16 protein-coding genes and 1 tRNA gene are annotated in these 20,138 nt (G+C 55.9%); 6 read left to right on the plus strand and 11 right to left on the minus strand.

The window, feature by feature from the left end; translation table 11 throughout:
• Positions 1 to 702: 702 nt before the first annotated feature.
• Positions 703 to 1,005: a plasmid mobilization protein MobA gene (gene mobA / locus JIO00_RS00905; RefSeq protein ID WP_178903070.1), complete on the minus strand. Its 303-nt coding sequence runs from the start codon at positions 1,003 to 1,005 to the stop codon at positions 703 to 705.
• A 678-nt stretch (positions 1,006 to 1,683) separates the two neighbouring features.
• A protein-coding gene (locus JIO00_RS00910) for an IS3 family transposase (RefSeq protein WP_200666142.1) occupies positions 1,684 to 2,846 on the minus strand; the annotation gives its coding sequence in 2 pieces (ribosomal slippage) (positions 1,684 to 2,591 and positions 2,591 to 2,846; 1,164 coding nt in all).
• A 448-nt stretch (positions 2,847 to 3,294) separates the two neighbouring features.
• On the opposite strand from JIO00_RS00910, the gene JIO00_RS00915 reads away from it, so the two are divergent.
• Positions 3,295 to 4,215: a restriction endonuclease gene (locus JIO00_RS00915; protein ID WP_200667429.1), complete on the plus strand. Its 921-nt coding sequence runs from the start codon at positions 3,295 to 3,297 to the stop codon at positions 4,213 to 4,215.
• 91 nt (positions 4,216 to 4,306) lie between these two features.
• Here JIO00_RS00915 and JIO00_RS00920 read toward each other — a convergent pair whose 3' ends face one another.
• The 3 genes from JIO00_RS00920 to JIO00_RS00930 form a co-directional block, all read right to left on the minus strand.
• Complete coding sequence (locus JIO00_RS00920) at positions 4,307 to 4,681, minus strand: hypothetical protein (RefSeq protein WP_234452921.1); 375 nt, start codon at positions 4,679 to 4,681, stop codon at positions 4,307 to 4,309.
• Positions 4,682 to 4,966: 285 nt separating this feature from the next.
• Positions 4,967 to 5,926, minus strand: coding sequence for a plasmid replication initiator TrfA (trfA, locus tag JIO00_RS00925; RefSeq protein ID WP_200667433.1), 960 nt, complete (start codon positions 5,924 to 5,926; stop codon positions 4,967 to 4,969).
• Between the two features lie 65 nt (positions 5,927 to 5,991).
• Positions 5,992 to 6,297, minus strand: a complete 306-nt coding sequence (locus JIO00_RS00930) for a helix-turn-helix transcriptional regulator (protein WP_200667435.1) — start codon at positions 6,295 to 6,297, stop codon at positions 5,992 to 5,994.
• 109 nt (positions 6,298 to 6,406) lie between these two features.
• On the opposite strand from JIO00_RS00930, the gene JIO00_RS00935 reads away from it, so the two are divergent.
• Positions 6,407 to 6,991, plus strand: a complete 585-nt coding sequence (locus JIO00_RS00935; RefSeq protein WP_200667437.1) for a hypothetical protein — start codon at positions 6,407 to 6,409, stop codon at positions 6,989 to 6,991.
• Between the two features lie 101 nt (positions 6,992 to 7,092).
• Here the strand turns inward: JIO00_RS00935 and JIO00_RS00940 are convergent, their stop codons facing one another.
• The 4 genes from JIO00_RS00940 to JIO00_RS00950 form a co-directional block, all read right to left on the minus strand.
• Positions 7,093 to 9,237 (minus strand): helix-turn-helix domain-containing protein, encoded by a 2,145-nt coding sequence (locus JIO00_RS00940; RefSeq protein WP_200667439.1) that lies wholly within the window; start codon positions 9,235 to 9,237, stop codon positions 7,093 to 7,095.
• 287 nt (positions 9,238 to 9,524) lie between these two features.
• On the minus strand, positions 9,525 to 9,971 hold the full coding sequence (locus JIO00_RS29690; RefSeq protein WP_234452960.1) for a site-specific integrase: 447 nt from the start codon (positions 9,969 to 9,971) through the stop codon (positions 9,525 to 9,527).
• Entirely contained in the window at positions 9,929 to 10,603 is a 675-nt protein-coding gene (locus tag JIO00_RS29695; protein ID WP_234452922.1) for a Shufflon-specific DNA recombinase, read from the minus strand. Before JIO00_RS29695 ends, JIO00_RS29690 begins: the two co-directional genes overlap by 43 nt.
• A gap of 105 nt (positions 10,604 to 10,708) precedes the next feature.
• Positions 10,709 to 10,785 (minus strand) — tRNA-Arg (locus JIO00_RS00950).
• 349 nt (positions 10,786 to 11,134) lie between these two features.
• Between JIO00_RS00950 and gabD the strand changes: the two genes are divergently transcribed.
• The 3 genes from gabD (at position 11,135) to JIO00_RS00965 (ending at position 15,390) form a co-directional block, all read left to right on the plus strand.
• Complete coding sequence (gene gabD, locus JIO00_RS00955) at positions 11,135 to 12,577, plus strand: NADP-dependent succinate-semialdehyde dehydrogenase (RefSeq protein WP_010464868.1); 1,443 nt, start codon at positions 11,135 to 11,137, stop codon at positions 12,575 to 12,577.
• Positions 12,578 to 12,762: 185 nt separating this feature from the next.
• Positions 12,763 to 14,040 carry a 4-aminobutyrate--2-oxoglutarate transaminase gene (gene gabT / locus JIO00_RS00960; protein ID WP_010464866.1) on the plus strand — a complete coding sequence of 426 codons (1,278 nt, stop codon included), beginning with the start codon at positions 12,763 to 12,765 and terminating at the stop codon, positions 14,038 to 14,040.
• A 135-nt stretch (positions 14,041 to 14,175) separates the two neighbouring features.
• Entirely contained in the window at positions 14,176 to 15,390 is a 1,215-nt protein-coding gene (locus JIO00_RS00965; protein ID WP_200667441.1) for a response regulator, read from the plus strand.
• Between the two features lie 70 nt (positions 15,391 to 15,460).
• On the opposite strand, the gene JIO00_RS00970 is transcribed toward JIO00_RS00965, so the two are convergent.
• Complete coding sequence (locus tag JIO00_RS00970) at positions 15,461 to 16,450, minus strand: GGDEF domain-containing protein (RefSeq protein WP_102595053.1); 990 nt, start codon at positions 16,448 to 16,450, stop codon at positions 15,461 to 15,463.
• 255 nt (positions 16,451 to 16,705) lie between these two features.
• Positions 16,706 to 17,890 (minus strand): delta-9 fatty acid desaturase DesA, encoded by a 1,185-nt coding sequence (desA, locus tag JIO00_RS00975; RefSeq protein ID WP_169857468.1) that lies wholly within the window; start codon positions 17,888 to 17,890, stop codon positions 16,706 to 16,708.
• 146 nt (positions 17,891 to 18,036) lie between these two features.
• Between desA and dibA the strand changes: the two genes are divergently transcribed.
• On the plus strand, positions 18,037 to 19,956 hold the full coding sequence (gene dibA / locus JIO00_RS00980) for a phosphodiesterase DibA (protein WP_077747477.1): 1,920 nt from the start codon (positions 18,037 to 18,039) through the stop codon (positions 19,954 to 19,956).
• Positions 19,957 to 20,138: the final 182 nt, after the last annotated feature.

Genomic DNA, 20,138 nt, shown 5'->3' on the forward strand with positions numbered 1-20,138 from the left:
TATACGCTTGAGCTGACCGCACACGCAGATCTTCAGCAGGCGGACAGGATGGTAAACGGGCCAAAACGTCCGTCTTGGACCCCATGGCCAAATAGTACGCGTCTTCGATTGAAATCCTTACGTTCAGCAGAGACTCTTCCAGATTTGGATTTCACGCTGTAGCGTGAAGAAAAGGTGTCCTCACCCATCGATGTTCGAAGAGCCTGGGGCAACCGATTTTTAACAGAATCGGCCAATACTGCCCTGCTGAGTGGAAGGTCAGGGTTGAGATTCTGGTTCATTTCTTCATGCTCTCATAGCTGAGAGCTTACTCGAAGGATTAGGTATTGCTGACAAGGTTGCTATCCAAGACCTAACGCAACGGCTCAGAACATTTCTTCCGATTCGATGAATTGATTTTTTGGCATGCCATATCAGATGGAAAAACGCAATCATCAATTGGAGGTTTTGACCGCAAACCGCTAGCAATTGCGGTCAACGTGCTGGCAAGCTCCTCCATTCAATCTGTTCTCCGCTCTCCGTCTTATCACGCCCAGTCATCTTGTTGGGAAGATTGTTGGAGCAACAGGAAATCGAGCACCAAGTGCTCAGCTCGACGGCAGGGTTGGAACAGTGCAGTCATGGTCTAGCAGAGCACGAAGTCCTGGCATTGCATGAGATACGGACAGAGCTGTGAGTCACCAAGGCGCCAACGGGTTTACCTCAACACCCGATACGTTTAATGGCCTCGGTTATCTCAACCAAAATATTTGCGTACTCCTTGGAAAGCGCACCGTTGCCCTCGGTGAAAAGATGCTTTTGAAGGCCACCTAGACGCCGCAGCTCATTGATTACGTGGGAGTCAATTTTGCTTCTGGTCTGTCGCTTCAATGCGGCGGCCAGTACGAACTGACCAACACTCATTCCGCTGTCGTGGGCTTTCTCGCGTACCAGTGCTTCCTCTTCCTCAAAACAACGAATTGCCGGCAGCCATCCTGTGCGTCGGCGTTGTTCGCTAAGGCTCATGAGCTTTCCTTTTCCAGTTGTTGGGGTCTCGGGGCTTGCCCTGAGTAGGGACGGTAGGCAAGCAAAGGGAGTGTAACGACTGGTGCGCGCCGGTTGTGAGTCGCCAGGGACTGGCGGTATCACAAACCCTACCTTGTCCTAGTCTTTCCTTTCAGAATTTAGACGAGTTTTGCATTAGCCGGTAATAGTCGGGATAAAGGAGGCGTGGCATTGAGGTGACGCCACAGGTACGAAAAAAAGGCGAATTCAAAACGATTACATAAGCAAAAAATGCATCATCCATCAGTGGCTGAGGATACGACGATTGGATGACGAGAAAGACGGTAGAGCGACAGCTAGGATTTACCGAATTACCCCTAGCCTTGAGTGATTTTCTGATAAAGGGGGGAGTGTATAAGCAGCACGCGTGCCCCCTTGACGTTGATAAGCGTGAGACGATTTTTGGACGGTTGTGGTGATGCGGAAGCACAAAGACTAAAGTGACGAATCTGAGAGAGCTATTTGACACTGCCGTGTAGTTCTCCGGTGATGCTCTCAAGATGCCTTGGAGGTTGTTATGGAACAATCCAGTGACGATGAAAGTAGCTTCGCCGAGATTATGGATCTGAAGCGCTCCAATCGTGAGCGGTTGATTTGTGCTATCCAGAACGCCTCCCCCGAAGAGCTCGAGTGTAGTGGTCAACTAATCCCGGACACGACGTTAAGTTTTTCCTCGGCCCGCGCTGGTGCCAACCCCTCGTTGAATTGGTGAGGCCGAATCCAGTTGTAGCGATGCATCAAAAAATGGCTGATATCGCGCTGTGCTTCCTGCGCAGTTCGATAGCCCACGGTCGGTATCCATTCTGTTTTCAAGCTGCGAAATACGCGCTCCATCGGTGCGTTATCCCAGCAGTTTCCTCGTCGACTCATGCTCTGGCGCATGCGGTATCGCCACAACCGCTGGCGAAAGAGTCGGCTTGCATATTGCGATCCCTGGTCCGAGTGGAATAGCAGATCCGAAGGCCTGCCACGCTGCTCGTAAGCCATATCCAGCGCTTTGATCACCAGCTCAGCGTCTGGCTTTTCCGACAGCGCCCAGCCCACGATCCGACGCGTACAAAGATCCAGGACGACAGCCAGGTAATGCCACTTTCCTTGCGCCCAAATGTAGGTGATATCGCCGCACCAGACTTGATTGGGCGCTGGCACGTCGAACTCGCGGTTCAATGTGTTCGGGATATCCAGTCTTTCTACTGTTGCTCGTTTGTAGGCATGGGAGCCGGGTTGTTTGCTGACTAAATCAAGCTCGCGCATCAAGCTACGCACTTTGAATCGACCGAGTTGCTCACCGTCTTCACGCATCAGCGACAGGATGCTGCGACTGCCCGCAGAGCTGCGACTTTGCGAGAACAGCTCACTGACGCGACTACGCAATCGAAGCCGTTCAACATCCGGCGTGCGGCGCCGCAGGCGCTGGGCGTAGTAACACGAGCGAGTGACGTCAAACACCTTGCACAGCCAATCAACCGGCTCATGTGCCCTCAACTGGTCAATCAGCGCGAACGCTCGTGATCTTCCGACATCAAGAGCGCGGTAGCCTTTTTTAGTATTGATTTCTCTCGCTCAAGCCGAGCAATCCGGGCTTCCAGCTCCTGAATTTTTTGCTGTTCCGGAGTCAGTGCCTTGCTCTGCGGGGTGACGCCTTTATGTTCTTTCTGAATCTGGTCAACCCAGCGGCGCAATGCCGATTCACCAATGCCGAGTGAACGGCTGGCTTCGATGTAGCTGTAGTTTTGTTTGAGCACAAGGTCGGCAGCCTCGCGCTTGAATTCAGGAGTAAAGGAGCGGCGTTGTTTAGTCATCTGACACCTCGATCTGGCGAGCATTCTCGCCTAAATGGGTGTCCGGTTTCATTAGACCACTACAGAGATTTCTGCTCAGCGCATCAAGGAAGTTCTGCTTGACTCTGTCAATCCAAGCCAGCGCCGACAGCGCATTGCCCCGCCAGCGTTCGCTAAGAGCAAATAGCTCTCCATGTATCGAACGACTCTTGCGAGAGTGCCGGCATGCGGGTCGTCGTTTTCATTGCGGAGTTCGCAAGTTTCACAGAGTAGTGCGAGGTCATTATCAATTAGTGATCAGGCTGGCTGCTACTGCCCAGGCTCTGCATGGGCGGTCGTAGGCAGCAGCTGTCTTTTGAATTCACTCCACGATCATCAGGCACAGACCTCAAACATAATTATCCAAACTCCGGATTACATGCGGCTTACCACATTTGCCCACGCTGGCAACCTTGCGAAGGGAATCCTGATGTCCGTTCCTACATACGACAAATTCATTGAGCCGATCTTGCGCTACCTGGCGGCGAATCCGGAAGGCGCGACAGCACGCGACGCGCATGAAGCTGCGGCCCGGGCTTTGAATTTATCTGAACCACAGCTTCAAGAGCTGATTGCGAGTGGGCAAGCGACCTATAAGAACCGCGCTGGATGGGCTCACGACCGTCTCAAGCGCGCAGGGTTATCCTCCAGCGCCAAACGAGGCTACTGGAGACTCACCGAAGCTGGCACTGCTTATTCCACACAGCACCCGTCACCGCTCACGGCGGATCAGGTTGAACAACTCGCCATCGGCTTCATGGACGTGAAGCTTAGGAGCCCCACAGATGCCGTCCCGCTAGATGGGCTAGAGCAGGGTGCAGATACACCGATATCAGCAACTGTGAGCCCAGACGATCGGTTGGAACAGGCTCTGCGTGAGCTACGTGATGCAACAGCAGCAGATCTACTGGATAACCTGCTACAAGTCAGCCCCAACCGCTTCGAAGTTATTGTGCTCGACGTGTTGCACAGCCTTGGCTACGGGGCTAGCCGAAACGATTTGCAGCGTGTTGGTGGTAGCGGAGATGGCGGAATTGACGGGGTAATCTCGCTTGATAAGCTCGGGCTGGAAAAAGTCTATGTCCAAGCAAAACGCTGGCAAGGCACTGTAGGCCGTCCTGAGCTGCAAGCTTTCTATGGAGCACTTGCCGGGCAAAAGGCCAAGCGAGGGGTATTTATTACTACGTCAGGTTTCACTGCTCAAGGAATCGACTTTGTCCGTTCAGTGGAAGGCATGGTGCTGGTGGATGGCATCCGCCTGGTCAACCTGATGATGGACTACGAGGTTGGGGTAACGTCCCGGCTTCTCAAACTGCCGAAACTGGATAGCGATTACTTTGACGAGGAATGAGGATTTTGGACCTTGTCATAGTTTCTTGTCGCCGGGGGGCAGGGCTAGTAAACGAGCACTGGACACTAGCGCTCCGATGATCAAAAAACCATTACCAATCAGATTCCAGCTCGGTGCTTAGGTGGATACCCATCACCTTTGCCTTGCGATATCTCAGCGGCTCCGCATTGATCTCCAGGGCGACAAGTCGACTTGCAGCGATGACTAAGCTGTTGAAGCGGTCATTGTGAACGGCGACATATACGATGAGTTTTTTGCCAGTCGCCTGCATGGAACCGATGCAGCGAGGAACCGACTTGTCGCTTAGGAGTAATGGGTCAACGTATAGGTAGCATTCTAGGGCTGGGTATTTGAATGCTTCAGGGTATCGGACGGAGCCGTAAAGCTTGATCGCAGTGTGCTCTGAATAATGGTGTCCGATTCGCCTGGTATCGGTCGGCGTGGCCATGCTGAACGACCAGGACATATCCCATCCCCATATCCGGGCTTGGAGAATTATTCGCTCAACGGTGGTACGACTCCGGTTAGCCATAGCATCCATCTTCCGCGTTTGAGCCGGCTGCGGACAATCTCTCGACTGCTCGTTAGGGGCCGAACTTCCGTCCGAGATCCGATTAGTACTGATTAGGTTAAGATTAGTTTTTACAGGGGCACATGCTGCGGCCTTTGTGCTATCAGGCTGACAGGCACTATTGACTGTGGATAGCCTACCTTTTGGAACGGGCTACGCTACCCGCTGCAACGGCAAGCGTTACCTGCTAGAACGGTATTCTCTACCCGCTAGGACGGCACGCATCATTTTTGTTTTTTCCACCCTCGAGAGATGTCGGCACTGTGTCAGGCTTTCCTGTCTTTGGACGTGTACCAAATCACCTCGAATGGCGTACTCGAATGATTTACCGTGTTTGTTGTAGGCAGCGCTCAACGCGTCAAACGCGCGACATAACGTTTGGGTGAACTTCCAGATTTCGCGGGCTTCGCTTCCACAGAGCTGGTGCAGTGTTCTTACTTTAAGTCCGTAAGCTTTTGCATGGCTCGAATAAAACCCATGAAGCCATTGGGCGAGTGGCTGGCCATCCAATGCAGACCGAATACTCCAATCGATGTAACTGAAGCCAGACTTGGAGAACAGTGCGTTTAGCCTGGCGTCAAGGATTACGACGTATTCCAAGCTATTCTCGTCCTTATAGAAGTGCTTGATCAGGCTGCCGGTGTAGGAAATATCACCCAGCACTACCTCAACGGTGCACGCTGCCAATCGCAGCAAGCGATCGTGCAGCAGCTTCCTATTCTTACCCGTGTCGGTCTTTTTCATGAGTTTAAGCACGCCGTAAGCCTTGTAGCGGAGCTCCTGGCCTAGCATTTGCTGTCGAGAGAGGTGCAAGACGCTTAGCCATACGGAAAGGTCAATCTGGTCGAGACGCGTTCCTGTATAAGAAATTTGCACGCCCCCGATTGAGTTTATCGCCCCCATTTTTAGATCAGTCCGACTGCCCTTCCTTACTGCTCCGAAAAGCGCCGACCGCAAGAACGCATTCGGTACTCCGCGAAACTCATCCGGCCATGTTCTCAGCGTTGGGTTTTTAATCGCAGGCTTTGGCTTGGGCTGCGCCTTATTAGCCGCTCTTGCTTGAGCTTCAAGTTTGGCGAGCTGTGCAAGGCGCCTACTCCCTGAATTCGTGATGTCATTGGTATGGAGCTCTGGCGACATTAGCGGCTCGTTAATAAACGAAGTGACCACTGCTTAATTTTGAATGGAGGCAGGTGTACGAGTGCTCATTTTCTAGCCTCGACTTGCTCTTTTTTCGCGGGGCGGCCAACTCGATTTCCTAGCGTAGTTTTTAACACTGGCTTGACTGGCGAAGTCGAAGTGCATTCGGGACCATGGCGCATCCACTGGCGAAGATCGCCGAGACGCCAGCGTAGCCGCGATAGTCCCGGAAGGGGATCAAGCCCCGGCAGTTTGCGCTGACGCACGGTTAACACGCTGAATCCTGTTAGCGCCGCGACCTCGGCTACGCCTATCAGCACGTCATCTGAAAGCTTCTGGATTTTTTGAATGGTTTCGTAATCGACGCTCATCGCTACTGTCGCTCGGTTGCTATGGAGTACGTGCAGCTTTCGCCAATCGATGAGCGATCAACTAGGACACCTTTTTGACAGATGCGGCTGTTAGCCAAAGAATGGGTACATGCAGCCATCATCCTTTGAATCCGATATCAATCCTGAAGAAGTCTTTCAGCTCGTTTTCCGTGAGATTGAAAGTCATCAGGGAGCGGACCGGAAAAACTTTGTTATCCGCGTTCCGGTGGATCTGGTGGAGTACCTGTTCTCCGGGATTTTGCACAAGTCGGGTATGTCGAAGGTCGCCTTGGAGCGATTGCTTACGGAGCTCGGCATTTACGGTTTCAAGGATGCAGATGGACGGATTCTGCGGCGTTATCTGAGCGGCCGAACGCGCATGGCTTGGGATACCTATCAACGGCTGTTGTTTTGGGCTTTATCGAAGGAGTGGGTCAGTGATTGGGTTTTTCGCGATTTGCTGTTGAGGACGTATCTGCGGGAGGCGGCTCAGCTCAGTGCGCGCAATATTCTGAACACTCTAAAGCGCCGGGTATCGATCTCGGACTTAACCCGTGAGCAGGTTATCGAGTGTTTCAACGAGGTCTTTCTGCTTAAGCAGAGGGAGCGCGAGGAGATCGCGCTAAACCGAGTTCGAACGGATTCAGAGCTCAGGGAGCTAGCGCGCTCCCTGAGTCTTGAGATTATCGACTGACTGTCAGGCTGGCTTCGCCGTGAGTTCTTCTGCGGTGATGTTGTAGTGCTGCTTCAGCATGGTTACTTCACTGTAGCCCGTCAGGAACTCAATTAGATTGGTCAATGGATAGGCTCCAGCAGCTCGGAAACATTTTTAAGCGCTCTAAGCCATTCACGATCAATGAGCGCCTTCAGTTCTTCCTGCAATTTTTGACGAGACTCATTATCGAACCATTCGCGGTTATGGGTGGCTACGCGAGATTTGTATCCTGGTCCCAATCCCCATTCGTGCATGCAAGCCTGCCAGAAAGCGGGGTCGTCTTTTAATGCGTCTTTGAATACTGTTTGACCCATCAGTTGGGTTTTGCGCAAGAGATCTTCATAGCTTGTGATCAGAACCCGTTCTGCTTGTGTAATAAGTTCTTTTGCCTCTGTGTAGCGGGGGGTTGCAGCCAGCAACCTGCAGTGCCCCGTGAATTGCTCTACGATCTTGCTAAGGGCGACAACGGCAATGCGGCGGGCGCCGTAACCGATGTGGTGAGAATAGCTAAGTTGAGCCCATTCCCCTTCTCGTCGAACAGCGGCTCTTACTGTGGCCGCATAAGCGATCTGTATCTGGGCCAGCAAGCTTTCTTCGACCTGGGCATTTACTGTGGGTACAGAATCATTGGCGTTTATCCAGGTATGTAACGTTTCGCTGGCATCTCGAAGTACTGCTCGAACTCGCTCTTCGCCATGATTTTTCAATACCTCGCGTGCGCCATTCGTGGCGGCCAAAGTCCGCGCTCTGAACGCTCTTCGAGCTTCAGTTAACCTTGAAATTAAAAAATCTTGAGCTTGATTGGCCGTATCCTCATTCGCGTTATAGAAGCCAATGGCCAAGTCGTGCAAGCCGAGGGGTTCGAGAGCCAAAGAAGCCTGCTCCGCTTTCAAGTCATAGCCTTCATCGGCGGATTCCACCGGAGTTCCGGTCGCGTCATCTTTCATCGCCATTGCTTCGCTTGGGCGCGGAAGCACTAGCAGGGCAGCATTAATGTCTAAGTGCCTCACTCCAGCGTCTTTCGCACGTTCGAGCAAGAGCCTGGCCTCGGCAGACGGAGCGTTGTTGAATGGTGAGCAAAGCACGGCGAGAGTATGCGGGTCATCCAAATGAACCTCGATATCCTCTCGCGCAGCCGTCCGGTCAATACCCTTGGTATCGATGATGCGAACTGTCAAATCAGTTGTGTTGAGCAGGCGGTCAGGAACAACTACTTCAATGCGCTTTGGAAGGGTGACTTCTGGATGTCTTCCGTTGTTAATCGCAGAGAACGTGTCCCTTAGCCATACCTTGGGTGACTTTCCAGATGCGCTGTCATACCAAATGTCCCGTCGGTCTCGGCGATGGAGCTCCATGCGGCTCAGAACTTCGACGAGAAACTCGCGAGGTGTCTTGTATATCTCTGCTAGCTCCTTTGCCGGGTCTTTGAGGATGCGTTTTCCATCTGCACCTTTTAGGCGCTGCACGGCCAGGCCAGCCATGTTGCGCAAAGCTCGGGCAACTTCCTTTGAAATGCCTTGCGATTCAGCCGCACCGTCATCGTCCTGATGCGCATTACTTTTCAGAATGTGGTCTACAAGATCGCTTACGTCCTGCCGGATTTCATCATCGCTTCTGGGTTCAATTAGAAGACCATAGTCTGGGCCTGTACGCAGATGGACTTCGCATACGGTGATCCCGCCACCGCCTACCTCAAGAATCGGAGTAGGTGATCCGTCTTCTTTTGGAAACACTAAGCCAGTCATTTGGCAGATTGCTGTGGATTTACCCACGCCGATACTGCCGATAAAGGCTATCTGGTGGTCACGCTTTAGGAGGAGGCCTGCGCAGCGATTTAACTCTTCAATGTATTCAGAAAGACGGCTTTCAAACGCATGAGGTGTGTCGGGACGATTGCGAAGCTCAACGAGCTCTGCAGCGACCAGTTCTGCTTCCCATAAAATCTCCTGCTCGGGATGATCAAGAGGAGGGCGTGGTAGCACAATCCAATTCCTTTGGAGTGCTTGTGCAAGGTCGGTAGCCTCAGGTGTGCCGATTTGCATCAGGATGTCCTGAGCTTCCGCGGCTGTAATAGAGCGCTCACCACTTTCTATACGTGATAAGACTGCGGGGCTCAAAGAGACGCGTTTTGCTAGCTCTCCTTGTTTGAGGCCGGCTCTGTCTCGAACCTGCATGAGATGTCGTCCGACTTCAGCAGATCCTGCGGAGGTTTCTTGCTCGTTCATGGGCATACCTATGAAATGTTGTTAGCCTATTGTGGCAACATTTCACTTTTTATCAATGTAATTGTGAAATATTTCTTAAGGCGTAGATTGCTCTCGGTTGGCTTCATAGGTGTATGGGGGGTCGCTGGCTGTGCAAAATTCTGTCCGTCCTCAATTCGCGGAATCGCCCTTGGGATGCAGATCGTGAGTAGGTTATCGAATGTTTTAAAGTGGTCACGAGCTAGCTTCAACTGCTCGAACGATGAGCAAAGCAGCGAGCGGGCATGCTCCCAAGGCTTGAATGCTTTTCAAGCAAGTTTCGCCGCGAGTTCCTCTGCGGTGATGTTGTAGTAACGCTTCAGCATGTTCACCTCGCGGTGTCCCGTCACGCTGGCCAGCTCAATCAGATTGGGAAGTTTGGTGGCCAGCCGGCAGGTGGCCTCATGGCGTAGGTCGTGGAAGCGCAGATCGAGCAGAAAGTCTTCCTGGGGCGTTACCAGAGCGCGTTCGCAATCTCCTAAGTATTTCGTCCTTGCTCGCTCCAAACCGCGAGTGAAGGCCTTCTTGAGAGCGTCTGCGGTGGTGGGGAAGACTCGGCCGCAAAGTGAGCGTGGCAAGTCCTTGAGCAGCTGAATAGCTCGCGGGGAGAGTGGGACGGTTCTTGGTAGCCCGTTCTTGGTCGCTGGAAGATGAGCGGTTTTGCGATCCAGATTCACATGCTTCCAGCGCAACTCGAATAGCTCGCCACGCCGCATGGCGGTTTCAATTGCCAGTTGCACGATGGACCGTATCCAAGGGTTGTGCGAGGCGTCCGCATAGGTTCCATCGGCACGGCCCGAAGCTCCAAGGCGCTGAGGATGTATTGTTCTTCAATTGGGTCCAGGCGTCGCGAGCGTTCGTCGTTATAGCTAGGGCGGCTGACCATCCGCACCGGATTCTCGGCGAGATGAATTCCCCATTCCCGGCGAGCGACCTCAATCACGCACTGAAACAAAGCCAGCTCACGCTTAACCGTATTGCCCTTGCGAATCTTCAGGCGCTCGTCGCGGTAACGGGCAAAGTCGGAAGAGGTGAGGGTGGCAACGATACGTGTCGCCAATGGATGACGCTTAAGGGCTTCCAGACGTTTGATTTCCGAGTAGGCGCCTTTGTGCTTCGGAGCAATCTCGGAGATATAGCGATCAATGAGTTGATGAAAGGCAGTGCGTTCAGCCTCGACGCGAGAGACAAAAATGCCTCGGTCGATTTCGCTTTCGATCATGCGCGCCCAGGCTTGGGCATCGGCTTTGGTTTCGAAGGTTTTTCTTTGGGCTGGATAGCCCTTGCGGCGGATTTGCGCTTCCCACTGATACTCGCCGCGATTCCTGATTGTTGCCATTTCGACCATTCCCGCCACGTTCAAGTGTGGCAAATTTGTGGCAAAAACGACTTTCAGGACTAGGACAGGTTTCTGTCAGGAGCGCTATCCCCTTGTAATACAAGGGAAAGAAGATGGTGCACCAGGCGGGATTCGAACCCACGACCCCTGCCTTCGGAGGGCAGTACTCTATCCAGCTGAGCTACTGGTGCAAGCGGGCGCCATGATACTCATATGCACTGCGGGCGTCCATGCTGCTGAATCGACTGCGGTTTTCGCAAGCGTAACAACCGTTTGCTACGTTGATCAGAAAAAGTAGGCAAATGCGGCGTTTTCGTTCTTTTTTTCGAACAGACTATTGTCCTTTACCCCCTTTGATCCTAGGATTCGTTTGAGATTTCAAACGCTCTTGTCTGGGTGCTGAACCGCACGAGTTTCGAACAGTGCGCTATTTATGTGCTTCAGCCCGGTGAATGATTTCCCTGACGGCAGCCTACAAGGCGCCTTTCTACAATCATAATTCGCTCCGCGCTGGTCGCGGTGCTGTTAAGGAAAGCCGACATGCAGCTTAAAGATACCCAGTTGTTCCGCCAGCAAGCCTTTATCGATGGCGCTTGGGTTGATGCGGACAATGGTCTGACGATCAAGGTCAACAACCCGGCAACGGGCGAAATTCTGGGCACTGTGCCGAAAATGGGCGCTGCCGAAACCCGCCGTGCGATCGAAGCCGCTGACAAGGCGCTGCCGGCCTGGCGTGCACTGACCGCCAAGGACCGCGCGAACAAGCTGCGTCGCTGGTTCGAACTGATCATCGAAAACCAGGACGACCTGGCTCGACTGATGACCCTGGAACAGGGCAAGCCATTGGCTGAAGCCAAGGGCGAAATCGTTTACGCCGCTTCCTTTATCGAGTGGTTCGCCGAAGAAGCCAAGCGCATCTACGGTGACGTGATTCCGGGCCACCAGCCAGACAAGCGCCTGATCGTGATCAAGCAGCCGATCGGCGTGACCGCAGCCATCACCCCGTGGAACTTCCCGGCCGCGATGATCACCCGTAAAGCCGGCCCGGCCCTGGCCGCCGGTTGCACCATGGTGCTCAAGCCTGCTTCGCAAACTCCATTCTCCGCATTCGCGTTGGCTGAACTGGCCCAGCGTGCCGGCATCCCTGCCGGTGTGTTCAGCGTGGTCACCGGCAGTGCCGGCGACATCGGCAGCGAGCTGACCAGCAACCCGATCGTGCGTAAATTGTCCTTCACTGGCTCGACCGAAATCGGTCGTCAGTTGATGGCTGAATGCGCCAAGGACATCAAGAAAGTGTCCCTGGAATTGGGCGGCAACGCGCCGTTCATCGTGTTCGACGACGCGGACCTGGATAAGGCCGTCGAAGGCGCGATCATTTCCAAGTACCGCAACAACGGCCAGACCTGCGTCTGCGCCAACCGTCTGTACATTCAGGATTCGGTCTACGACGCGTTTGCCGAGAAGCTGAAAGTGGCCGTGGCCAAACTCAAGATCGGCAACGGTCTGGAAGAAGGCACCACCACTGGCCCGCTGATCGACGAAAAAGCCGTGGCCAAGGTTCAAGAGCACATTGCTGACGCAATCAGCAAAGGCGCAACCGTTCTGGCGGGTGGCAAGGTCATGGAAGGCAACTTCTTCGAGCCGACTATCCTGACCAACGTGCCGAAAAACGCTGCCGTGGCCAAGGAAGAAACCTTCGGTCCATTGGCGCCACTGTTCCGCTTTAAAGACGAAGCCGAAGTGATCGCGATGTCCAACGACACCGAGTTCGGCCTGGCCTCGTATTTCTATGCTCGCGACCTGGGTCGTGTGTTCCGTGTGGCCGAAGCCCTGGAATACGGCATGGTCGGCGTCAACACCGGGTTGATCTCCAACGAAGTCGCGCCGTTTGGCGGCATCAAGGCGTCGGGCCTGGGCCGTGAAGGCTCCAAGTACGGCATCGAAGATTACCTGGAAATCAAATACCTCTGCCTGGGCATCTAAGCTCGGCAGACGGGAATGCAACAAGCGGAAAGGGCACGAGAGCGCTGTCCCTTTCTGCGCTTCAAACGGAATTTTCTCTGTGGCCGGGAAAGCTGTGGCAGTCGATCATCGCATGCTGCCGTAGTTGCCTCCCCGCCGCATTTTCCTTGAACCACGCCGCCCGATGAGCGGTGAATGAGGACTTTATGAGCAAGACTAACGCATCCCTGATGAAACGCCGCGAAGCCGCTGTACCGCGCGGTGTTGGCCAGATTCACCCGATCTTCGCCGACCACGCGAAGAACGCCACCGTGACCGACGTTGAAGGTCGCGAGTTCATCGACTTCGCCGGCGGTATCGCCGTGCTGAACACCGGTCACGTGCACCCGAAAATCATCGCCGCGGTGACCGAGCAGCTGAACAAGCTGACCCACACCTGCTTCCAGGTGCTGGCCTACGAACCGTACGTAGAGCTGTGCGAAAAAATCAACGCCAAGGTGCCAGGTGATTTCGCCAAGAAAACCCTGCTGGTCACCACCGGTTCCGAAGCCGTTGAAAACGCCGTGAAGATCGCCCGTGCCGCCACTGGCCGTGCCGGCGTGATCGCGTTCACCGGCGCTTACCACGGTCGCACCATGATGACCCTGGGCCTGACCGGTAAAGTCGTGCCTTACTCGGCCGGCATGGGCCTGATGCCAGGCGGCATCTTCCGCGCGCTGTACCCGAACGAACTGCACGGTGTGAGCGTCGACGACTCGATCGCCAGCATCGAACGCATCTTCAAGAATGACGCCGAGCCGCGTGACATCGCTGCCATCATCATTGAGCCGGTTCAGGGCGAAGGCGGTTTCTACGTCGCGCCTAAAGAGTTCATGAAGCGTCTGCGTGCCCTGTGCGACCAGCACGGCATCCTGCTGATCGCTGATGAAGTGCAAACCGGCGCTGGCCGTACCGGCACGTTCTTCGCCATGGAACAGATGGGCGTTTGCGCCGACCTGACCACTTTCGCCAAATCCATCGCTGGCGGCTTCCCGTTGGCCGGTGTGTGCGGCAAGGCCGAATACATGGACGCCATTGCTCCAGGCGGCCTGGGCGGTACTTACGCCGGTAGCCCGATTGCTTGCGCTGCGGCCCTGGCCGTGATGGAAGTGTTCGAAGAAGAGCACCTGCTGGATCGCTGCAAGGCAGTCGGCGAGCGTCTGGTCACTGGCCTGAAAGCCATCCAGGCCAAATACCCGGTCATCGGCGAAGTCCGTGCCCTGGGCGCGATGATCGCGGTCGAGCTGTTTGTCGACGGTGACAGCCACAAGCCGAACGCTGCCGCGGTGGCATCGGTGGTGGCCAAGGCTCGCGACAAAGGGCTGATCCTGCTGTCCTGCGGCACTTACGGCAACGTTCTGCGCGTCCTGGTTCCGCTGACCGCGCCGGATGAGCAATTGGACAAAGGTCTGGCAATTATCGAAGAGTGCTTCTCGGAACTCTGATCTAAAATGTTCATATGAATGTGTGAGCTGATCGACAAAAAACCCGCTTCGGCGGGTTTTTTTGTCCCCGGGACAAACTGCACCGTCCATGATCAGCATTGACTAAGGTACAAGCATCGCAAAGGGAGCGTGCAGATGACCGCTGTGGTTTTACCGGCTGTACCGCGTGTGTTGGTTGCCGAGGCTGACCCTTGGTCTCGTGACCTGATCAAACAAGTGCTGTTGAGCGTGCGCTGTGACGCACGGCTGGATCTGTGTGCCGATGGTCAGGAAGCGTTGCGGCTGTTGGCGGAAAATCCGTATGACCTGGTGATCGTCGACGGGGAGCTGCCCGGCGTCGACGGTCTGAATGTCTTGCGCAACGTCCGTCAGCGCAAACGCAATCCGCCACTGCCTTTCATCCTGATGAGCAGCCGCAACGACAGCGCCAGTGTGCGCGAAGCCTTGCCCCTGGCGCCTACGGCGTACCTGACCAAGCCCCTGAACATGGAAAGCCTGACCCAGCGTCTGCAGGATCTGCTGCTGAACGCCGGTGAAGAGGTTTTCTGTGAAATGCCGACACTGGCGGCCGGCATGACCTTGTCGGTGTATCTGCAGCGCCGTCGCGAACTGGCGGAGGGTGCGCCATTGATGGCCGATGTGCAGATGGCGGTCAACGCCAGCCTGAACACCCGCGGTCTTGACCTGGTGCGGCTGGAAGAGGAAATCCGCACCGACCCGCACATCACCGCCGTTCTGATCGCGGCGGCTAACAGCGCGGCGCTGCACGTTGGCGATGCGGTCCAGACCTTGTCTCAGGCGCTGCACCGCTTGGGCTCCGCGCAAAGCATGAACCTGATCCTCGGGTTGGCACTCAAGCACAGTGCCCGGCTCAGCGATCCGTTCCTGGCGGACTATGCCGAGCGCTTCTGGGACTTGTCCCTGCACACTGCCGAATACGCCCGCACGCTGGCGCGGTTGCTGGATCTGGATCAAGAACGTTGTTATTGCGCAGGCATTCTGCATTGCCTCGGCGACCTTGCGTTGCTGAGGTGTTTGCAGGAATGGAAGCAGGCCGGTGGCGAGCTGGATGAACGGGAGGAGGTCGGCAATGCCTTGGCCAAGTTCGGCGCAGCCTACGGTTCGTCGCTGCGAACTCGCTGGCGGCTGCCGCTGGAGTTGCGAGAGTTGATTGCTGCGACCTATCAGCTCGGTGGCGGCGTTTATTCTCGTGAAGCGTTGGTGATGAACATGGCCGCGCAACTGGCGCGCCTGACCGAGCATGAGGGCATTGAGGCCTTGGCGAAGTGCCGGACTGCGCGGTTGCTCAAGATCGGCTTGCCGGAGCTGATGCGGCTGCGAAAAAAGTAAACTTCACACAACTCCTGTGGGAGCGAGCCTGCTCGCTCCCACAGGAGTTGTGTTGGATTTTGGATGGGTGTCACCCGGAAATGATGCGGTTTTTCCCCTGGCGCTTGGCTTCATACATGGCGGCATCCGCGCGGGCGAATACGCTGTCGAGGGAATCGTCCTCCGGCGTCAGGCTGGTCAACCCCTGGCTGACGGTGATGCCGAACGTCTGGTCATCATGGCTGAAGCTCAGTTGCTGAATCTGCCATTGCAGGCGCTCGGCGACTTGCATGGCCATGTCGGGTGCACAGCCGGGAAACACCGCTGCGAATTCCTCACCTCCGATCCGCCCGAATACATCTCCCCGGCGTAATGCGGCTCGACCGCTCTCGGCGATTCGTTGCAGTACGTTGTCGCCCGCTTGATGACCGTAAGTGTCGTTGACCCCTTTGAAGTCATCGATGTCCAGCAACAGGAACGCCATCGGTGCGCCTTGCTTGCGCGCCTGAGCAAACTCGCGTTGGGCGCACTCGAAGAAGTGTCGGCGATTGCTGCTTTGCGTCAGCACATCGGTGGTCGCCAGGCGCTGCAACTCGGCTTCCATCCGTTTCTTTTCGGTGATGTCTTCAGCAATGCCGACGATGATCACCGGTTGGCCCGGCTCGGCCTGGCGGTTGATGAAGCATTTGTCGCTGAGCCAGCGCACCTGGCCGTCGGCGGCGATGATGCGGTATTCGCGGTCTTCAACGGCGCCTTTGACCAGCACTTCGGCGAGGCTGCGCTCGGCGTAGTCGAGGTCATCGGGGTAAATGCTGTCGCGCCATTCGTTGTAGTCGGACAGCAAGCTGCCAGCCGATCGGCCAAAAATCCGTTCATACGCCGGACTGACGTAGAGCACCTGACGGGTTTCCCAGTTGAAGGCCCAAAGCACAGCGTTGACGCTCACCAGCAGGGAGCTGAACAGCTGTTCGCGTTCGCTCAGGCGCGCGACTTCGCTCTGGGCGTGCATTAGCGCCATCAGGGTTTGAGCAGTGTCGGGCGATTGAGCGAAGGGTGCGTCTTGCAGGTTTTTTGGGACCATTGGGACAACTCTCAAAGGGCGTGCGCCGCTTGAGGTTCGAAAGCAGCAACAACGAAGCCCGCCGGGGTATGGCGAAGTGTCTTTGAGATAGGGGATTTGGAGATTGGTTCCCGCACTACGTGGCGAGGAGGCTTGCTCCCGCCGGGCGGTATCTGAGGCGCGTTTTTTCAGTTAAAACGCGTCGTCAGATTGTGCGGCGACGTCGTCGCCGCACGGGGGCAAGCCCCCTCGCCACAGGGAAGAGCTTCGGCAGGGTCAGACAGCGGCAGGGCGCAGGGAGTAGGTTTTCAGCTGGTCGGCGAAGTCGCGCAGGGATTGAATCCCGCTGGCTTCCGCTTCGTGTACCCAATCCTTGATGGCAGCCAGCATGTCGTGACCATTTGAGCTGGTCTTGACCCAGATCTGCTGCAAGGCCAGGCGTTTCTCGTAAATTACCTTCAGCGCCTGGCTGTGCTCGAGCATGGTCTGGATGCGCAGGTGGTGCTTATCGTCCAGCAGACTGGTTTCCCGCGAAAGCAGACGCTTGGCCCGGTGGAACTGGTGACGGACCGAGTGATCGACCTTTTCCAGCTCTTGCTTGACCAGCGGCGCGATGACCAATTTGCGGTATTGGGCCATGATCTGGAAGCGGTTGTTGAGGATCGCCATGGCGGTGTCCATGTCCAGGCTGCCTTTGCCTTCGACGCGGTGGGCGATCGGTGCAACCCGCTGGACCTTGGCCAGGCGGAAGAAACTGAAGACCTGGATCCAGGCCCAACCGAGGTCGAACTCCCACTTCTTCACCGACAGTTTTGCCGAGTTAGGGTAGGTGTGATGGTTATTGTGCAGTTCTTCGCCGCCGATCAGGATGCCCCAAGGCACCAGGTTGGTCGCCGCGTCGCGGCATTCGAAGTTGCGGTAGCCGATGGCATGGCCCAGGCCATTGACCACGCCGGCGGCCCACACCGGGATCCACATCATCTGGATCGCCCAGATGGTGATGCCGATGGTGCCAAACAGCAGCAGGTCGATGACGCCCATGATCGCCACACCCAGCAGCGGGAAACGGCTGTAGAGGTTGCGCTCGATCCAGTCTTCAGGGCAGTTCTTGCCGTAGATGCGCAGGGTCTCCGGGTTCTCCGCTTCGGCGCGGTACAGCTCGGCACCTTTGCGCAGAACGGTGGACAGGCCCTTGATGACCGGGCTGTGCGGGTCATCGACGGTTTCGCATTTGGCGTGATGCTTGCGGTGGATAGCGGTCCACTCGCGGGTGTTCTGCGCCGTGGTCAGCCACAGCCAGAAACGGAAGAAATGTTTCAGGCCAGCATTGAGCTCAAGCGAGCGATGGGCTGAATAACGGTGCAGATAGACCGTGACGCCGACGATCGTCACGTGGGTCATCAGCAGGGTGACTGCCACCAGTGACCAAGGCGACAAGCCGAGAAAACCTTCGTACCACATAGGCTATAGGGCCCTCGATAAAGAAAAAAACAGCCGTTGCATTATCACTAAGCCCACAGATAAAACCAGTCACCCTTTCAGATAAGAGTGGCTGGATGTTTCTTTAACCTATAATCCCATCCTTTTCGCAGGGACAAGGACGGCTAATGTCTGCCACCTATCGCGACGCGTCGCGAGCAGCGCTGCTCTATCTATTGATTTCCATCGTCTGGTTGCAGCTCAGCGGCTATTTATTGAACAGTTTCTTCGATGGCTCCGACGAGCTGGTACGTTGGCAACTGATCAACGGTTATGCCTGGATCCTGCTGAGCACCGGCCTGATCTTCGTTGCCAGAGCGCGATTGCTCCGTTGCCTGGGGATCGGCAACACATTGAGTGAGCGTCATGAAGAGCGCGAGCGTTTGCGCCAGGCGGCCGCGGTGTTCGATTGCACACGTGAAGGTGTGCTGGTCACCGATAGCAATGGGCTGATCGTCCACGTTAACCGGGCGTTCATGGAAATCACCGGCTACTCGCAGGCGGAAGTGCTGGGTCAGCGACCGAGCCTGTTCAAGTCGGGCCATCACCCCGCGGATTTTTACCAGACGATGTTCGTGACACTCAAGAGCCTCGGCGAGTGGAGCGGGGAGATCTGGAACCGCCGCAAAAGCGGTGAGATCTACCCGCAATGGCAGACGATCCGCGTCATTCGCGACGATCAGGGCCAGCTCAGCCATTACGTCGCGGTGTTTTCCGACATTAGCGCAATCAAGAATTCCGAACATGAGCTCAAGCATCTGGCTCATCACGATCCGCTGACGGATCTACCTAACCGTTTGCTGTTCACCGACCGTACCGAGCAGGCGCTGACGTCAGCGCAACTGCACAAGCGTGGCTGTGCATTACTGATGATCGACCTGGATCATTTCAAAATGATCAACGACAGCCTTGGGCACACCATCGGTGACGAACTGCTCAAGGCCGTGGCCGAGCGATTGCAGGCCATGCTCGGGCCTGAGCTCACGCTGGCGCGGCTCGGTGGCGATGAGTTCGCGGTGCTCGCCGAAAGCTGTCCGCAGTTGATGCAGGCGGCGGCGCTCGCGCAACGGATCATTGATGCTCTCAAAGAGCCGTTCCAGATCGGCGGGCATCAACTGTTCATCAATACCAGCATCGGTATCAGTCTGTTCCCCGGCGATGCCTTGAGCGCCGAACAATTATTGCGTAACGCTGACTCGGCGCTGTTCAAGGCCAAAAGCGCCGGTCGCGATGGCTACGCCTTGTACACCGAAGAGCTGACCGCCCATGCCCAGAATCGGGTCGAGACGGCTGTTGAATTGCGCCGAGCGCTGGAGCACCAGGAGCTGCGCGTTTATTACCAGCCGGTTCACGACCTCAGGACCCGTCGCCTGGTGGGCGCCGAGGCGCTGGTGCGCTGGGAGCATCCGCAACGGGGGCTGGTGCCGCCGGCAGAATTCATTCCCATCGCCGAACGCACCGGGTTGATCGCGGAGATCGATGCGTGGGTGATGCGCCAGGCTTGTCAGCAAATGTGCTCGTGGCAGCAGGCCGGTGTGGCGTTGTCGTTTATCGCGGTAAACGTCTCGTCTCGACTGTTCGCTCGCCGTGAGCTCTTTCAGCAAGTGGCGAAAGTACTTCACGAAACCGGGCTCGACCCAGCGTTTCTGGAACTGGAAGTCACCGAGAGCGCGGTCATGGAAGACCCGGAAGTGGCCTTGGAGCAGATGCATCGACTGCGCGAGTTGGGTGTGCGGCTGGCCATCGATGATTTCGGCACCGGCTATTCGTCGCTGCTGCGGCTCAAGCGTTTGCCGGTGCAGAAGCTCAAGATCGATCAGGGCTTCGTCGCAGGATTGCCGTGGGATGAGGACGACGTGGCGATCGTGCGGGTGATTATCGCGCTGGCGCAAAGCATGGGGATGCAGGTGCACGCCGAAGGGATCGAGCAGGTCGAGCAGGCGCGTTTCCTGCTCGAACACGATTGCGATCTGGGCCAGGGCTACTGGTTTGGGCGACCGGTTCCGGCCGAGCAGCTCGATTGGGCGCATGCGCCGGAAATTCGCTAAGCGCAAGGTCCCCCTTAATCCGTGACGCAAAGCGTCACCGGATACTTCCCCTCTTCGCGCATAGCGCCGAAGCGATCTGCTTTCTGGTTATATAAACATTCTTAAATAGTCTTTTTAAGAATATCTACGCGTCTCTAGTATTGCTCTCACGCCGCAAGCAGTGCCGCCACTGCCAGGCAATC

The organism is Pseudomonas sp. SW-3 (assembly GCF_016615645.1).
GTDB lineage: Bacteria > Pseudomonadota > Gammaproteobacteria > Pseudomonadales > Pseudomonadaceae > Aquipseudomonas > Aquipseudomonas mandelii.

Coding starts and splice junctions, on each gene's coding strand:
- JIO00_RS00930 (WP_200667435.1), bottom strand. CDS start 6,297: ATGAGCGTCGATTACGAAACCATTCAAAAAATCCAGAAGCTTTCAGAT.
- gabT (WP_010464866.1), top strand. CDS start 12,763: ATGAGCAAGACTAACGCATCCCTGATGAAACGCCGCGAAGCCGCTGTA.
- JIO00_RS00920 (WP_234452921.1), bottom strand. CDS start 4,681: ATGTCCTGGTCGTTCAGCATGGCCACGCCGACCGATACCAGGCGAATC.
- mobA (WP_178903070.1), bottom strand. CDS start 1,005: ATGAGCCTTAGCGAACAACGCCGACGCACAGGATGGCTGCCGGCAATT.
- dibA (WP_077747477.1), top strand. CDS start 18,037: ATGTCTGCCACCTATCGCGACGCGTCGCGAGCAGCGCTGCTCTATCTA.
- JIO00_RS00965 (WP_200667441.1), top strand. CDS start 14,176: ATGACCGCTGTGGTTTTACCGGCTGTACCGCGTGTGTTGGTTGCCGAG.
- gabD (WP_010464868.1), top strand. CDS start 11,135: ATGCAGCTTAAAGATACCCAGTTGTTCCGCCAGCAAGCCTTTATCGAT.
- JIO00_RS00915 (WP_200667429.1), top strand. CDS start 3,295: ATGTCCGTTCCTACATACGACAAATTCATTGAGCCGATCTTGCGCTAC.
- JIO00_RS29695 (WP_234452922.1), bottom strand. CDS start 10,603: ATGGTCGAAATGGCAACAATCAGGAATCGCGGCGAGTATCAGTGGGAA.
- JIO00_RS00935 (WP_200667437.1), top strand. CDS start 6,407: ATGCAGCCATCATCCTTTGAATCCGATATCAATCCTGAAGAAGTCTTT.
- JIO00_RS29690 (WP_234452960.1), bottom strand. CDS start 9,971: ATGCGGCGTGGCGAGCTATTCGAGTTGCGCTGGAAGCATGTGAATCTG.
- trfA (WP_200667433.1), bottom strand. CDS start 5,926: ATGTCGCCAGAGCTCCATACCAATGACATCACGAATTCAGGGAGTAGG.
- JIO00_RS00970 (WP_102595053.1), bottom strand. CDS start 16,450: ATGGTCCCAAAAAACCTGCAAGACGCACCCTTCGCTCAATCGCCCGAC.
- desA (WP_169857468.1), bottom strand. CDS start 17,890: ATGTGGTACGAAGGTTTTCTCGGCTTGTCGCCTTGGTCACTGGTGGCA.
- JIO00_RS00940 (WP_200667439.1), bottom strand. CDS start 9,237: ATGAACGAGCAAGAAACCTCCGCAGGATCTGCTGAAGTCGGACGACAT.